Origin of the sequence: Desulfurococcus amylolyticus Z-533, assembly GCF_000513855.1 — an archaeon.
GTDB classification, from domain to species: domain Archaea; phylum Thermoproteota; class Thermoprotei_A; order Sulfolobales; family Desulfurococcaceae; genus Desulfurococcus; species Desulfurococcus amylolyticus.
On record NZ_KI911318.1, the window covers coordinates 1,129,875 to 1,144,721 of the forward strand.

Genomic DNA, 14,847 nt, shown 5'->3' on the forward strand with positions numbered 1-14,847 from the left:
ATTAGCATGGTTTTAAGCGTGGTGAGAATATCGTGGGAAATAAGTACCTATATATATGTTTTGAATAAATTTTAAAGACTCTATATACTTGAATATATCATAGAGGTGTAAACATGATTGATTACATAAACTTCGCCTTCATGTGCAGGGAGAAGCAGAGCGATACAGGAATAAGGATAGCCATAGTAGGTGCTGGACCAGCCGGGCTAGCGGCAACTGGATACCTGGCATGCCGGGGACACAGCATTGATGTATATGACAAGCAGCCTTACCCAGGCGGATTAATGATATTCGCTATACCACCCTGGAGAATACCGAGGAACAGGGTCTTAGAGGGCATGAAAGACCTAGAGAAGAGGCTGGGGGTTAGATTCATCACTAGAACCAAAGTATACGCCTCAGTAGAGATGCCTCACGAGGAGGGAGACGAGCTAGTCGAGAAGAAGACCAGCCTAGAGGAGTTGATAAGCAACTACGATCTAGTGCTATTATCAACGGGGACATGGAGATCGAAGATACCGAGGATCCAGGGGGCTAACGCTAAAGGCGTTGAAAGCGCCTTAGAATACGTGTATAAATTCAGACTCTACGAACTAGGACTAGTTAATTCAAAGCCTTCGGCAGGTAAGAAAGTAGTAGTTATAGGAGGCGGATACAGTGCCATAGACGCTGCAGAACAGGCAGCAAAAGAAGGCGCCGAAGCCTACCTTGTATACAGGAGAACAATAAAGGAGGCTCCCGCAGGCATATTCGAGGTAGAGAGGGTGAAGAGGCTGGGGGTAGAATTCATGGAGCTGGTTTCACCAGTAGAGATAATTAGTGAAGGCAACGCGGTGAAAGCCATAAAGTTACAGAGAATGCAGCTCGGACCCCCGGATGAAACAGGGCGCCCCCAGCCAATCCCCGTACCAGGCTCGGAGATCATCATCGAGGCAGATAGAGTAATATTCGCCACGGGCGAGTCGCCGACACCCCCATTACCCCAGTCCGAGGACTACATGAATAAGCTAGGGATAAGGCTAAATAAGGATGGATCAATAGTAGTGAATAATATAATGCAGACAGGTAATCCAAAAGTATTCGCGGCTGGAGACGTGGTAACAGGCCCCTCGAAGGTGGGCCGAGCAATAAAGAACGGCCTATACACAGCCAAATACATGCACAACTGGATAGAGGCTAAACTAGTTGCTTCAATAGCGAGGTGACCTATATGAGTTCGAACCCGGGTAGATACTACAGGATAATAGACCTAGGGACATGCATAGGATGCGGCGCATGCGAGGCCGCATGCGATTTCATACATGATGGGCACCCGTATATAAAGGTATATAGGACGGAACTAGGCATTGAGATACCCGTTTCATGCATGCACTGCGCTAAAGCTCCATGTATAGATGTCTGCCCAACAGGCGCGATGACCAGGGATAGTGAGGGAGCCGTGTACGTTGTAGCAAGCAAGTGCATCGGGTGCATGGCATGCCTATATGCATGCCCATTCGGCATCCCAGAGCTCGATAAATCACTAAGGGTATCAACTAAGTGCGACCTCTGCATGGATCAAAGGAGGAAAGGATTGGAGCCAGGCTGTAGCTCTATATGTCCAGCCGGGGCAATAATATACGGGGAGGAAGCATTGGTATTCGATAAGGCGAAGAAGAAGGTAGCTGAAGCAATGGCGAGGGCAAGGTTCGAGACACTGTAGGTGAAGCTATGTGAACACGCTAGCCACTAGTATACTGCTCTATCTTTTCTCACTTGTAATACTCATATTCATAAGTAGACCATATTTAAATCCTTTACCCAGGTTTCTCATAAAACTGATCCCATATGGTTTAACCGGTTTAGCCATATATCTCGAGTACAATAGTGGTTTAATAGATGATTTCCCCACACTACTAGCCTACACAACACTGGTTCTAGGATATATTATAGGCATATATTCAACATATTATTTCAAGCTAGAGGAATACCATGGGAGATTCGATACCGTAATAGACTTATTCGTAATCCTTGTAGCTGCGACCTATGGCTCGCCAAACCTTATATCGCTGGCAGCAATGTGGTCAGCCGCAGAGATTATTGGATGGTACCTCATCGTTGAGGGAGAGGCACACTCCATAGAGGGCTCACTGAGATCCTCGAGAGGATACCTGCTTACATCAACACTTACATTCGAGATCTCCGTTTTCACAGTGATACTGGTCTCAATATTATCGGTAATGGCAACCATGGCCTCCGTGGACATAGGGTTCCTGATTAAGCCGTTTAAAACTATACCGTCTCACAGTGAGGCAAGCATATACTTTATTCCACTATTAATCGTTGGATTCATAGCTAAAACAGCAAATATCCCGCTACACTTCTGGCTACCCGGGGCGCATTCAGCAGCACCTTCACCGGCCTCAGCGATACTGAGTGGTTTAATGACTCCGCTGGGCTTCTACGGGTTATACAGGGTGCTTAAACTAGTCGACTTATCGAGCTATAGCATGGAGCTAGCCATGGTCTTAGCCATCCTAGGATTCATGTCAGTTATCTATGGATGGATACAGGTATCTGCCCAGAGGGATGGTAAGAAAATACTCGCATATGCAACCATAGCGACAAACGGCTATATAAGCATGGTTTTCGCACTATATGTTCTCAACCCCTCCAACGGCATGGAAAACCTGCTCGGGCTCTCGATACTAATGCATGCAGCATATAAGGTAACGCTGTTTAGTGAAATGGGGTTGATCGAGGCATCTTACAGGACCAGGTATATACATGGTATAAGAGGACTCTCGAAAACACTGCCCCTGTCATCGATGGGGGGACTCCTGGCCGTGCTCACATTAATGGGTGCACCAGGTACAATAGGTTTCACGGTTAAAGCGCTCTCAGTATACTATATCATATCCCAGGCATTAGACCCGGCTAGATTACTGATACTGGTGGGATTCATAACATATATGGCGATATCAGCATACCTAGCCGTGAAATACATGACGATATACTTTAGCACGCCGCACCCACCCTTCCCAGAGGAACCCAGTGAGATACCTAGAGTAGCCCAGATACCCGTACTCGTCCTCGGCTTATCAAATGTCTACCTACCAATAGTATTGATACCATTACTTAAAGAATTAGCGGATTTAATCCTCCTGTTTTCAATGGTGTCACCCCTGATGCTTCTCGCTACGGTACTCATGTACCTCACAGCGGCAAGAGAGAGGGGTGTTAAGCATTGAGTATGATTCACGGTATAATCACCTCGGCATCATACATACTCGTGTTAACAGGATCAGCGACAAGTGATAGCCTGACCAGGCTTAGCAGGGTGCTCAGAGTAATAGGTTTCGCTCTCCCATTAATCGATACATTATTCAACCCAGCTGGGTTACTTGACTTTCAGAAATACTTCGTAGTGCTTGCAACACTCGTATCAGTGGCTGTAACCCTGCACTCGGAGGGGTACTATAGGGTAATTTATGGAAAAGTATCATATCAGCAATCACTATTAAATACCGTGCTTGTAACAGTGCTCACAGTGTTCAACGCCAGATTACTCGGGGAATTTGTCATTGGGCTGCTACTACTAGACCTGCTACTGATACTAGTGATTCTAATGGATAAGGGGGCTGAAAACTATGGGATAGCGATATACTATATAGTGTTAAGCACTATACCAGCCGACATGGCTGTTCTAACAATGTGGGCAACAATAGCACAGAACTATGGTTTAGAGGCGTCGCTGACAACGAGTTTTTCAACGCTAGCACTACACAAGATCAGTATACACCCATTGGTGGCAACATTGATATTGATCGGGTACACTACAAAACTAGGGTTATTCCCACTACACATATGGCTACCCATAGTACATCCAGAGGCACCTAAACACGGTTCAGCAATACTGAGCGGATTAATAATAAAGATGGGCGTCTTCGGGTTGCTTCTAGCCTCGATGATATTCACATATCCCGGGTACATGAATTACATCATATTAGTACAGGGAGCGATAACGGCTTTATACGGGAGCTTCGCCGCGACACTTCAGAAAGATATTAGAAGACTACTGGCATATAGCTCGCTAGGGCATGCCGGAGTAATAGCCATACTATACTCGTTTTCAATACTCTATGGAGACCCCCTTATATCATATCTTTTATACTTCTATATAATATACCATGGAGTAGTCAAGGCCCATGCATTCATGAATGCCGCGTTAATGGATCAATTAGCTAACACCTATGACATTTATAAACTAGGATACCTTGGACAGTTATACCGGTCTTTAATCATTCCAGCCTTTAATATATTCATGAACTTCGCCGGAATACCGCCCTCTTACGGCTTCATGATGAAGCTAATGCTTCTAATAACAATTATACTGCTCATACCGTCACTAGGGATTATACCATTACTTACAAGCATAATTATCATTGTAGTAGCCGTGTTCTCGATACTCTACAGTATTAAGATAATTGGATGCTATATAGGGGGCTACAGAAAAGTCGTAAAACCCCCTGTAAAAGTCATGGAAGAGGAGTTATTCTCCGAGTACTATATCGCGTTCATCACGCTCATTCTCCCCATCATATACATAGCATTATCCATGGAGTACATGCCCGGCTACCTAGCTATTACACTACTGTTACTAGAAGCAATCTCCCTACTCATGTATACATGGATACTGTTTAGGAAGCCCATATATAAGACAGGTGAACCAAAATACTGGCTCTCAGGTGTTGAGCAATGAGCTACATAAGGGCTAGCATAGTAAGATGGTTTGAAGAAATAGCTGAGAAGACCATGGAGAAGCTTAAATCAACACATAAGGGCACACTCCCAACGTTGATATCGAGTCTCACGAATATCGGTGACGTGGTTTTCCCATACATCTCTCACCTCACCGACGTCTTATCTAGGAGGCTCAACAAGCTCCAGTTCACCATGATAGAGTCTATGTTACTAGCATCACTATGGTTCGGCTTTATAGCAATACTCCTAGTTATTGTGACCATATTACTTGGGTGATGGGCCGTGGAGCAATTACTTGCCTTAACAGCTGTAGCTCTCGCAATCCTATTACCAGTATTATATGATGGCATCGAGCGGAAAACAAAGGCCATACTACAGAGTAGGGTGGGCCCACCACTTCATCAATCACTGCTGGACCTAGGTAAACTATTATCTAAGGAGCCTGTGGAGTTCCCATCGTATCCACTAGTATTCTACACCACAGTACTCTCGATAATCCTAGAGTTCGCAGTGATACTAGTATTAAATATAGCAGTACTAGGGATAAACACCTCATTGTTAATGCCGGTGGCCATAGCATTAGTAACTGTGGCACAGACCGCAAACATATCCATGCCGCTCCTAGTCTCGAATCCTTACTCACAGATCGGAGGTATGAGGGAAGTCATGTTAGCGCTTGTGAACGAGTTCTCCCTAGTGGCTGGGCTCGCCTTGTTCTACTACTACACAGTCTCCCAACACCCATCCAGCATTATGGGCTGGGTGATCGCTATGCCACTCATAATATTGGTTACCACAGCAACCTATGTTCTATCTGGTAGGGCACCATTCGACATCGCTGAGGCCGAGGTAGAGCTCGCATCCGGTGTACTTATAGAGTTAAGTGGTAGAGTCCTCGCTTTATACCTGTACTCGATATACTTGAAGCGATATGTTTCATCCATGCTTGCAGCGGTAGTAGTGTTTACGTTGATGCCGTTGAACCCCTTGATAAGATTCATCCTGGTGAACGTATCTATCCCCTTCATATGGATACTGTACTCTATAACCAGTGTGATGCTTGGGAGGAGCCGTATAGATCTTGCTCCAGGCACCTTATTTAGGGTATATATTGTCCTGTTAACGATATCTATAACAGGGTTATTGGTGATTAAATAATGCATTCCCAGACGCTTCTAGATAGATACATCCAGCTAGCTGGGAAACTAGGCGGCAAGCATCTCGTGGAAGGAGACATGGTACACTTATACATACCCCGTGAAAACCTGGTTAAGGCTGCCTCCACATTGTTCAATGAATACAGACTAACACATAGGACGTGCGTCGCAATAGATGAGAGGCCGTTAAACGGCTTCTTCACGCTGACACATATATTCACGGATGACTCATCGAGGCTATATGTATTAGTGAAAACATACCTTGAGGGAGATAACCCGGTTGCACCCAGCATAGTTGGCGAGGTACCAGCCGCGGACTGGTGTGAGCTGGAAGCAATGGATTTACTAGGGATACAATTCGAGGGGAGGAGAAGAGAGAGACTTGTTCTACCACCATACTGGCCCGATGGAGTATACCCATTAAGGAAGGAGTTCTCATATGATCAAAGGCTAAACCTCCATGCGGTATCGGAGAAAATAGAGCAGGCTGGGGAAACCGGGGTACCAGTGCCTATAGGACCCTATCACCCGGCTCTCCACGAGCCAGAGTACTTCGAGCTGTATGTTGAAGGAGAGCGGATCTTAGACGTTAAATACAGAGGATTCCATGTACATCGTGGAATAGAGAAACTAGCTGAATCCAGAATGACGTATCAACAGGTAAACTTTCTAGCAGAGAGGATATGCGGTATATGTGGCTTCGAGCACAGTACATGTTACGCCTTGGCAGTTGAAAAAGCTGCTAAACTAGATGTACCGGAGAGAGCGCAATTCATTAGAAGCATAGTCCTCGAAGTTGAGAGGCTGCACAGCCACCTACTATGGCTCGGCGTCGCATTCCACACCCTTGGATATGATGCCGGCTTCATGCATATGTGGCGTATAAGGGAAAAGGTAATGGAGCTGGCTGAAGCATTAACCGGGAGTAGGAAAACATATGGTATAAACATGGTTGGTGGGGTACGGAGAGACATAAATGAGGAGAAGAGAAAGAAGACCATTGAAGTACTCAACGAGTTGGAGAAAGAGTTCAGTAAGATAATAGATGTCGCGATAAGCGTCCCACAAGTCAAGAAGAGGTTGACAGGTACAGGAGTACTACCAAAGGAGTGGGCCGTAAAGCTAGGAGTCGAAGGCCCTGTTGCAAGGGCTTCAGGTGTAGACAGGGATGCCAGGAGGGATTTACCATACGCAGCCTACAAGCATGCATCATTCAAGGTCCCGGTTTACACCGAGGGAGACAACATGGCTAGGGCACTAGTTAGAGTTGACGAGGTGAAGGAGTCAATGTCGATAATAATACAACTACTAGACGCCATACCCAGGGGTCCCATAATGCTTGATAAGTATGAGATACCTGAGGGAAGGATAGGGGTCCAGGTGGTTGAGGCCCCTAGGGGAGGAGATATACACTACGTGTTGACAGGTAAAGGGAAACCATATAGGTGGAGGGTCCGGGCTCCAACATATAATAACATCCCAGCGCTGAGGATAATGCTGAGGGATCAATCCCTAGCTGATGCACCGCTCACAATAGCCAGTATAGACCCATGCTTCTCATGTACTGATAGAATCATGGTTATAAGAGAGAATGGAAGAGTGGAGAGAATTAGTTTTAACAGGGGTGTTCCACTATGAGTAAACTCCTTAAACCAGTTAAACTAGTAGTAATAGCTAGTGAAGCAGGAAGAGTAACAAGGAAGTATCCGTTTGAAGAACCACTTGTAACACCGGACTTCAGGGGTAAAATAGAGATAAATGCCTCCAAATGCATTGGATGCGGTGCATGCGTTAATGCATGCCCACCAAACGCGTTACAGTTAATAGAGGATAAGGAGAAACTAGTGCTAAGATATTTCATCGGGAGATGCATATTCTGCTGGAGATGCATAGACGTATGTCCTACAGGCGCAATCAAGGGGACCCGGGAGTTCGAGCTGGCTACAGATGATATTTCAGACCTCTACACGCACGTAGTACACTCAAGGAAAGTATGTGCATCATGCGGCAATACCTATGCAACAGAGAAAATAATACGCTATGTAGCGGAACACGCGTCCTTAAGTGAGGAATACCTGGATAAATGCCCTGATTGCAGGAAAAGAAACTTCATTAAGGCATTATCAAGGAGGAGGGGCGGCTTTGAATAGTCTCTTAAAAAAGAGTATATGGGTATTCCATTTAAACACAGGTAGTTGTAATGCCTGCGATATAGAAATACTCGACGCCTTGACCCCGTTCCATGATGCAGAGAGATTCGGTGTTAAACTAGTAGGGTCCCCGAGGCACGCTGACGTGATATTGTTAACAGGGCCAATAACTATTGAAACGCTCCCTAAAGTAATAAACGCTATAGAGGCTGCACCGCGCCCAAGAATAATAGTGGCACTAGGATCCTGCGGTGTTGGAGGCGGTATATGGCATGACACGTATTCAACCATCGGAGGCGTGAGGAGCCTGAAAAAATCCTGGATGAAAAGGGTATACAGGTCGACGGGATATACTATGTGCCAGGATGCCCTATAAGGCCTGAAGCCCTCCTATATGCTATCGCGTTGATAAAGGGACTTGTATCAAAGAAGGTGAAGGGGGAGATAAAGTACGCCGAGTAAGCTTGCCGCATATATATGTAAATACATACATCATGAAACATTATTCCCCCGGCACTTCACGGGAGATATATCATCATGCAGGAGAATCAAGGAACTAAGCATTGAGGAGGCAGCCGACATTCTCCCCGGGGAAATCCTCAACAAGCTAATGAAGGGCGTGGAGATAATACTCACGGAACCCGAAATAGTTAAGAGAATAACCGGGATAGACGTTGTAAACGAGTACGTAATCTTAAAACCCCTATCCACCTAGAAGTTACAATCCTTTATTCCTAGGGGCTCATCCTAGCAAAGGGACAGGATCTCCACAGGGTCTCACATTTCCTAACAGTAGACCTAGTTAGATATCTCTCAAGTACTTTACAGTAAGCCACACAATATTTCTCTCCATCCTTTTCAAAATTAATTAACTCTATATTAGGGCATAGATCCGTTAAATTATTACACGTTGGCAATGCATGGATCGGTATGTATATCTCCCTTGGTTTACCTGACTCCACGAGGGACACCTATTTTAAGGCTATTGGAAAGGGCCCGGGCCGGGATTTGAACCCGGGACCTCCGGGTTTCCACCCTCCTCATCTCGAGGGGTCCACAGCCCGGCGCTCTATCCAGGCTGAGCTACCCGGGCCACGTTCGAGTTGTGGCCCCAGTTCATCATGGCCTCCCAGGCTCTATGCTCGGGCCCTCAAGTAGATTGATAAAGCTGATACTAGGTTTTTAATGTTTACTCAGAAAGCCCAAACTTGTAGGCAGGACCAGTAACTCGGAGTCAACTAGAAGTATGTTAGGCCACAGTTACATCCTTCTTTAAACAGGAAGACTGGTGGAGTAGGTTAGTGGGCCCGCGGGGACTTGAACCCCGGGCCTCCGCCGTGTGAGGGCGGCGTCCTAACCAAGCTAGACGACGGGCCCTCTATACTGGATAATAATTATGCTGGGTTTTATAAATGGTTTAGCCGCCTTAATCAACGTCGACTCTATAGTGGGACAATATATTTTATACTCTACGTGCTATTGAGTATATAAATGGTGGCTTCAAGATGTGTAGACTCCTAGCAGCCAGGTTCACTGGTGAAAAAATAGAGTTGGCCGGTGAAGTCTTAAATGCGTTTGTCGAGAGCAGTAGACGTGACCCCTATCTAGAAAGGGTGAGCGGCAACAGGTACAGTGCCCATGATGATGGATGGGGTATAGCCGTGGTTGGCTACGGGGATAACCCCAGTGTAATCTATCATAGAATGATCGAGCCAATATATTTCGAGAATAGCCTGCGAGTCCTGGATTTAATCAATAAGAGGATACAAAGGTATAAAGAAGTATATCTACTAATACACTCACGTAAGTCCTCTAGAAACGAGCCCTACGGGCTTGAGTACACTCATCCATTCATAAGGCTCATGGAGAATGGCGCCTTATGGTTCGCGCATAATGGTGGAGCTAAGAAGGAGGAGCTCGCCAGAGAACTAGGGGTTTACCCCTGGATAAGAGTTGACTCCGAGTTACTGGGCTACTACATCATGGGTAATATAGGGGATTGCTTAAGCATCAATGACGATCTTGATGAATGCGTTAGAGACGCGTATGTTAAGGGGTTAAAGTATATACCAGAAAACTCAGGGTATAACACCGGCTTACTCGCATTAACCTCGAGGAATCCATCCCTCTATATATCCCACAAAGTTGCCGGAAATCCATCACAGGCTCTCCTGGATTACTATAAGATAGTGGCATATACGTCTGATGAAGCCGTTATAGCGGGCTCTATAACCATTAAAGAATATCTACCAAGCAAAGTGTCCGAGCAATTTAAAACATGGTTGCTCGAGCCCGGCTTATACAGTATAAGAGGGAAGGAGATATCGTTGATCACGAAGCTTTAAGCTAGTGAAAACTTTATGCGTGATTATTAATGACATGCAGCAAGATTGTGAAAGTGGGATTCATAGTTAACCCTATCGCGGGAATGGGTGGCAGAGTAGGGTTAAAGGGAACTGATGGAGAAGCATACAAGATAGCGCTGGAGAGAGGTGCACAACCCGTTTCGCCTCAGAGAGCCATAGAGTTCCTTAACGCATTACGTAATGAATGCTTCGAGATATACACGGCTCCAGGCCTTATGGGTGAGGAAGAGGTCTCCAAGAGCATACATGCAGGTAAACTGGCTAGGGTTATTAATGGAGTGGGTAACAGGGAGACCACGAGGGAGGATACTATTCTAATAGCCAGGAAAATGAAGGGCCTTGTTGATATACTTGTATTCGTAGGCGGTGATGGAACAGCACGAGATATCTATACTGCCATAGGTATGGAGCTACCTGTTATAGCTGTACCGAGCGGTGTGAAGATGTATAGTAGCATATTTGCTTTAAACCCGTATGCTGCAGCCGACCTACTCGCTAAATTCATCAATGGGGAAACAATCATCGTTGAACGCGAGGTTCTCGATATAGATGAAGAGGCTTTCAGACAGGACAAGATAGCTATCCGGGCCTACGGGTACTTGAAGACACCTGTATACCCAGGGCTTATACAGGCTGGTAAAAGCATTTATAGTGGGATTGATGAGGAGTTAAATAAGGAATCAATAGCTGAATACATAGTAGAAATCATGGATCCCTATACCCCGTATATCCTGGGACCTGGCTCCACTGTTAAGGCTATATGTGTAAAACTGGGTTTAACCTGCACGCTGTTAGGCGTAGATGTCATTCTAGGCGGCAGAATACTTGTGAAGGATGCCTGGGAGAATCAATTACTAGACGTCTTGAAGAATTATAGCGGTGTTAAACTAGTAGTCACCCCTATCGGGGGGCAGGGCTTTATTTTCGGGAGGGGTAATCAACAATTATCTCCTAAGGTGCTTTCATTAATAGATAGAGATAACATAATTATTGTCGCCACAGAATCCAAGATACGAGAGCTTAGAGAGCTATACGTGGATACAGGTGATCCAGCCGTAGATAAAATGCTCGAGGGTTACTACAGGGTTCTCATCGACTATGGTAGATACCGTGTGATAAGGGTTACATCCTACACTCATTGATCCAGGATAATTAAATTAATCTTTATAGCTAATATTCATAATAGTGGTTGAAATGTCCGGCCTAAGGGACTTAATTGAAGAGGCCTTATCGATTTCCCGTGACCCAGGGAAGCTGGCCGATCTAATTAATACTTCCACAACTATCCTGGAAATAGATGGAAGCGTGTTTAAAGTACATAGACCTGGTGTAGTAGAGTTCCTAGAAGCCCCCAGTATATCCTTCGTTGGTGATATACATGGCGATTTCTACTCTCTCATCGCGGTGTTAGAGAACGTGTTTCCAAGAATAATTGATAATGGTGTCGCGGTCTTTCTAGGCGATTATATTGATAGAGGATATCTACAGGTAGAGTCTATAACACTTCTTCTATTACTGAAGAAGCTCTACCCGGATAAAGTAGTATTACTGAGGGGTAATCATGAGCCACCCGAGTTCCTGAAGCCCTATCCCCATGATTTCCCAGATATCCTCATCAAATACTTCGGTGGAGAGGGGCATACACTATACAGGTTATTCCTTAAATTATTCTCGAAGCTGCCACTCATTGCTTACAGGAGAAGAGGTTTTATCGCTGTACATGGGGGTCCACCATTAAGGTGTATCAGAAGCACTGCAATCGAGGACGCGTTCGAGATAGGCTCACAGGCTTTCTCAGCTGAGACAATAGAATCAGTACTCTGGAGCGATCCAGTGGAGCTAGGTATAGACGTGATTCCATCGCCCCGTGGTGCTGGATACCTCTATGGTTCAAGATTCACGGAGAAAGCACTTAGCTTAATTGGAGACGGAGTTATAATCCGGAGCCATGAGTATGTTGACGGCTATAGGGAGGCACATAATGGGCGCGTCATCACAGTGTTCTCCGCACCACTTGTCTACGAGCTTAGATACGCCGGTGTACTAGTCTACTCAGAGACAGAGGGGAGGGGCCATCTCGAGAGGATTCTTATAGAACCCGTACAGCCAGGTCGTTATTAAAGTATTTAATACACGTTAATCAATTAGTCTCTCGTGATGACGTGGGTGAATATAGTGGCTAGAAGGAACAGTAGCGATGAAATGGCTGAGATAATTGAGAGAGTAGTTGGCGACATTATCGATGAACTCATAGAGAAATACTATAGTGATAAAGTAGATCAATATGTGGAGTACGAGGAATTACTAGTGAGGATAGCAAACGAGATCTCGCGCATAGTCTTCAAGGGGAAGGCTACTCCAGCTGAGATCGAAAGCTACCTCTATAAACTACGCGAGAAGAGGGGATATGCTAAATTAATACTAAGCTACCTAATAGGTAAGACACTTGAATTAAGGGAGGAAGTAGAAGGCTATACAGCAATATCTGACAAAGCATAGTTTACCCGGAGGGGTGTTTGATATACCTAGAGGCAAAGGTGGTCAGCGTAAAAACAGCAGGAGAAAAGATAAAGGGGAATCAACTCCTGCGAAAACAGTCGTTGACGGTGGAAACCGTTCTAGACCCAAGAAGGCTAAAAGCTCCTTTGACACCGGTAAAATAGTTGACGAAGTACTTGATCAAGCATATATCTACCTAGGCTTAAGTGAGCTGGATATCGATGAGAAAATAGCTAAGTCCGTGGTGAGGGAGGTAGTTGAAGCAGTTGTCTCCGGTTACTCGAGCAGACCCAGTCCTGATTCAGTATTGAAGAGGATTCAGCGTAACAGGGAACTGGTTAACGAGTATATAGCTGGGAAAATCCTTGAGTCAATCGAGAAACCTGGACCACTTACACTTGAATTCCTTATAGCTAATGGTGGTAGAGCAGTGATTAAGGATGTATCTAGGCTCTACAAGTTAGCGGTGGAATATAATAAACCAGAGTTAATCATAACGCTTCAGAGCCTATGGAATAAGTATGGCCCTAAAGAAATGTTGAAGTGCCCGAGGTGTGGTTTTAATGGTATCTCGCCAGAGTATTCTTGCGTAGTCTGCGGAGCCACCGTCTCGGAAAAGTATATTAGAGATAGTATAGGCTTCAGCGATAAATTCAACGCATACTTAAAGACAGCCAGTGTGGCGGAGCTACGTGAAGTATTACAGTTAGGCTTCATCCTGGTCGACTCGCTGAGAGTATATGCCCCGAAGAGCCCTGAGGCTAGAGGCAGGGTTCTCTACCCTATTAGGTTAACCCGTGCCGAGATCAACTCAATTATTGAGGAAATAAACAGCAGGGATGTAAGAATATAGGTTGAATACCCGGCTAGATACGTAGGCTAATGTTTAATTCTCTAAACACTTGCCTCAATCCTCTTCTCAGAACCTGTAGATTCAAGTCCGCCGTGCTTAGACTCCCATAGTGTTCAAAGACTCTTTTACCCATGTAATAGACCTCCACGTAGGGAATCCCCCTAGGTGTCTCCACGAGCTCCGGATACTCGGTCATGTTTATTCTGCAAAAGAGTATCCTTGAATCACCATCTTCCTCAAGGCTTTTTACAGCTGCCGTCAGGTTTTCTGAGTCCCTATTGTTTGGAATGTAATACTCTATGAATACGACTTCATTCCCGATTATGGCACGGGTAAGCTCTTCTCTTGAACGTAGTTCATACATCCTGGCTTACTGCCCTCATGAATTGTTTTTGTTTTTATATGTTTTATAGTTGTTGATGTTGGTTTATATTGTTTGATGCTCTGTTCCTCTGGTATAATTATTGCGTATACTTTTTTACCGTGGAGCTCCTTTACTTTATCTCTATTTTCTCTGCTTATCTGGTATAACGCGTAGTAGTCCCCTATACTTGATAACACTGCATTTAACAACATGTTCCGAGGGCAGCGATGAGAAGATAATAGAATTCCTGAAGCTATTCCGTGATGCAACACAGATTGTTGTAAATAGGATTTGGAGTCTAGATACAATACCATCAATGAAAACACTACACAAGATGTTCTACAAGGAGCTTAGGGTATATGGTTTTAGAGCCCACCACGCTAAGCATGTATACAGCTATGCTAGAGCAATTGTTAAATCTGCTAGGAAGAGGAATAGTAAGAAACCTATTCTAAGGAAGTTAACCGCTAGGATAGACAGGTACGATTACAAACTGGATCTAGAGAGTAGAACCCTTATACTGAAACTCCATAACGGCTATGATGCAAGGCTAAGCTGTTGATGCCTAGGGATAAACCCAAGAGGGATGCAGGGGAACAGGGATGAAGGGATGAAACAAGCTTATATAAACCTATATGAGACCTGAACCCCCTCCGATCCGTGTAATCTCATACTCTCAAAATTATTCGTATTGTTTCCCATGGGTATTATATTT

At 45.0% G+C, this 14,847-nt stretch carries 17 protein-coding genes and 2 tRNA genes; 15 read left to right on the top strand and 4 right to left on the bottom strand.

The features are described from left to right. Positions 1–113: 113 nt before the first annotated feature. Genes SPHMEL_RS05920 through SPHMEL_RS05960 form a run of 9 tightly spaced genes read left to right on the top strand, consistent with a single transcriptional unit; the run spans position 114 to position 8,426 of the window. Positions 114–1,205, top strand: a complete 1,092-nt coding sequence (locus tag SPHMEL_RS05920; protein ID WP_042667730.1) for an FAD-dependent oxidoreductase — start codon at positions 114–116, stop codon at positions 1,203–1,205. Positions 1,206–1,210: 5 nt separating this feature from the next. Continuing rightward, positions 1,211–1,702, top strand: coding sequence for a 4Fe-4S dicluster domain-containing protein (locus SPHMEL_RS05925; protein ID WP_042667731.1), 492 nt, complete (start codon positions 1,211–1,213; stop codon positions 1,700–1,702). Between the two features lie 10 nt (positions 1,703–1,712). Further along, positions 1,713–3,230, top strand: a complete 1,518-nt coding sequence (locus tag SPHMEL_RS05930) for a complex I subunit 5 family protein (RefSeq protein ID WP_042667732.1) — start codon at positions 1,713–1,715, stop codon at positions 3,228–3,230. A gap of 2 nt (positions 3,231–3,232) precedes the next feature. Beyond that, positions 3,233–4,741 (top strand): proton-conducting transporter transmembrane domain-containing protein, encoded by a 1,509-nt coding sequence (locus SPHMEL_RS05935; protein ID WP_042667971.1) that lies wholly within the window; start codon positions 3,233–3,235, stop codon positions 4,739–4,741. Next, complete coding sequence (locus SPHMEL_RS05940) at positions 4,738–5,019, top strand: hypothetical protein (protein WP_042667733.1); 282 nt, start codon at positions 4,738–4,740, stop codon at positions 5,017–5,019. Before SPHMEL_RS05935 ends, SPHMEL_RS05940 begins: the two co-directional genes overlap by 4 nt. A gap of 6 nt (positions 5,020–5,025) precedes the next feature. After that, positions 5,026–5,901, top strand: coding sequence for an NADH-quinone oxidoreductase subunit H (locus tag SPHMEL_RS05945; protein ID WP_042667734.1), 876 nt, complete (start codon positions 5,026–5,028; stop codon positions 5,899–5,901). Then, the gene (locus tag SPHMEL_RS05950; protein WP_012608688.1) at positions 5,901–7,538 is read left to right on the top strand and encodes an NADH-quinone oxidoreductase subunit D-related protein; all 1,638 of its coding nucleotides are present in this window, start codon (positions 5,901–5,903) and stop codon (positions 7,536–7,538) included. The genes SPHMEL_RS05945 and SPHMEL_RS05950 overlap by 1 nt, the downstream gene beginning before the upstream one ends. Continuing rightward, positions 7,535–8,050 (top strand): 4Fe-4S dicluster domain-containing protein, encoded by a 516-nt coding sequence (locus SPHMEL_RS05955; RefSeq protein ID WP_042667735.1) that lies wholly within the window; start codon positions 7,535–7,537, stop codon positions 8,048–8,050. The genes SPHMEL_RS05950 and SPHMEL_RS05955 overlap by 4 nt, the downstream gene beginning before the upstream one ends. Then, positions 8,043–8,426, top strand: a complete 384-nt coding sequence (locus SPHMEL_RS05960) for an NADH-quinone oxidoreductase subunit B family protein (protein ID WP_232216785.1) — start codon at positions 8,043–8,045, stop codon at positions 8,424–8,426. The genes SPHMEL_RS05955 and SPHMEL_RS05960 overlap by 8 nt, the downstream gene beginning before the upstream one ends. Before the next feature lie 358 nt (positions 8,427–8,784). Here SPHMEL_RS05960 and SPHMEL_RS05965 read toward each other — a convergent pair whose 3' ends face one another. From SPHMEL_RS05965 to SPHMEL_RS05975, 3 genes are all read right to left on the bottom strand, one after another. Then, the gene (locus SPHMEL_RS05965) at positions 8,785–9,012 is read right to left on the bottom strand and encodes a hypothetical protein (RefSeq protein ID WP_156915449.1); all 228 of its coding nucleotides are present in this window, start codon (positions 9,010–9,012) and stop codon (positions 8,785–8,787) included. Between the two features lie 31 nt (positions 9,013–9,043). Continuing rightward, positions 9,044–9,143, bottom strand: a tRNA-His gene (locus SPHMEL_RS05970). A 209-nt stretch (positions 9,144–9,352) separates the two neighbouring features. Further along, positions 9,353–9,427, bottom strand: a tRNA-Val gene (locus SPHMEL_RS05975). A 128-nt stretch (positions 9,428–9,555) separates the two neighbouring features. Here SPHMEL_RS05975 and SPHMEL_RS05980 point away from each other — a divergent pair. The 5 genes from SPHMEL_RS05980 to SPHMEL_RS06000 are packed head-to-tail and all read left to right on the top strand — an operon-like array spanning position 9,556 to position 13,768. Further along, positions 9,556–10,395: a class II glutamine amidotransferase gene (locus tag SPHMEL_RS05980; RefSeq protein WP_042667736.1), complete on the top strand. Its 840-nt coding sequence runs from the start codon at positions 9,556–9,558 to the stop codon at positions 10,393–10,395. A gap of 29 nt (positions 10,396–10,424) precedes the next feature. Next, positions 10,425–11,558 carry an ATP-NAD kinase family protein gene (locus SPHMEL_RS05985; protein ID WP_042667737.1) on the top strand — a complete coding sequence of 378 codons (1,134 nt, stop codon included), beginning with the start codon at positions 10,425–10,427 and terminating at the stop codon, positions 11,556–11,558. A gap of 52 nt (positions 11,559–11,610) precedes the next feature. Continuing rightward, the gene (locus tag SPHMEL_RS05990) at positions 11,611–12,537 is read left to right on the top strand and encodes a metallophosphoesterase family protein (protein WP_042667738.1); all 927 of its coding nucleotides are present in this window, start codon (positions 11,611–11,613) and stop codon (positions 12,535–12,537) included. 54 nt (positions 12,538–12,591) lie between these two features. Beyond that, positions 12,592–12,915 carry a hypothetical protein gene (locus SPHMEL_RS05995; protein WP_232216786.1) on the top strand — a complete coding sequence of 108 codons (324 nt, stop codon included), beginning with the start codon at positions 12,592–12,594 and terminating at the stop codon, positions 12,913–12,915. Between the two features lie 13 nt (positions 12,916–12,928). Then, complete coding sequence (locus SPHMEL_RS06000; RefSeq protein ID WP_042667740.1) at positions 12,929–13,768, top strand: hypothetical protein; 840 nt, start codon at positions 12,929–12,931, stop codon at positions 13,766–13,768. A 13-nt stretch (positions 13,769–13,781) separates the two neighbouring features. Here the strand turns inward: SPHMEL_RS06000 and SPHMEL_RS06005 are convergent, their stop codons facing one another. Further along, the gene (locus SPHMEL_RS06005; protein ID WP_012608697.1) at positions 13,782–14,132 is read right to left on the bottom strand and encodes a thioredoxin domain-containing protein; all 351 of its coding nucleotides are present in this window, start codon (positions 14,130–14,132) and stop codon (positions 13,782–13,784) included. Positions 14,133–14,232: 100 nt separating this feature from the next. Between SPHMEL_RS06005 and SPHMEL_RS06015 the strand changes: the two genes are divergently transcribed. Then, the gene (locus tag SPHMEL_RS06015) at positions 14,233–14,694 is read left to right on the top strand and encodes a hypothetical protein (RefSeq protein ID WP_157857613.1); all 462 of its coding nucleotides are present in this window, start codon (positions 14,233–14,235) and stop codon (positions 14,692–14,694) included. The last annotated feature ends 153 nt before the right edge of the window (positions 14,695–14,847 follow it).

Bases quoted from the DNA above. Each gene is read 5' to 3' on its own strand.
- SPHMEL_RS05990 (WP_042667738.1), top strand. From the start codon at position 11,611: ATGTCCGGCCTAAGGGACTTAATTGAAGAGGCCTTATCGATTTCCCGT.
- SPHMEL_RS05925 (WP_042667731.1), top strand. From the start codon at position 1,211: ATGAGTTCGAACCCGGGTAGATACTACAGGATAATAGACCTAGGGACA.
- SPHMEL_RS05980 (WP_042667736.1), top strand. From the start codon at position 9,556: ATGTGTAGACTCCTAGCAGCCAGGTTCACTGGTGAAAAAATAGAGTTG.
- SPHMEL_RS05985 (WP_042667737.1), top strand. From the start codon at position 10,425: ATGACATGCAGCAAGATTGTGAAAGTGGGATTCATAGTTAACCCTATC.
- SPHMEL_RS05950 (WP_012608688.1), top strand. From the start codon at position 5,901: ATGCATTCCCAGACGCTTCTAGATAGATACATCCAGCTAGCTGGGAAA.
- SPHMEL_RS05955 (WP_042667735.1), top strand. From the start codon at position 7,535: ATGAGTAAACTCCTTAAACCAGTTAAACTAGTAGTAATAGCTAGTGAA.
- SPHMEL_RS05935 (WP_042667971.1), top strand. From the start codon at position 3,233: ATGATTCACGGTATAATCACCTCGGCATCATACATACTCGTGTTAACA.
- SPHMEL_RS06005 (WP_012608697.1), bottom strand. From the start codon at position 14,132: ATGTATGAACTACGTTCAAGAGAAGAGCTTACCCGTGCCATAATCGGG.
- SPHMEL_RS05920 (WP_042667730.1), top strand. From the start codon at position 114: ATGATTGATTACATAAACTTCGCCTTCATGTGCAGGGAGAAGCAGAGC.
- SPHMEL_RS05940 (WP_042667733.1), top strand. From the start codon at position 4,738: ATGAGCTACATAAGGGCTAGCATAGTAAGATGGTTTGAAGAAATAGCT.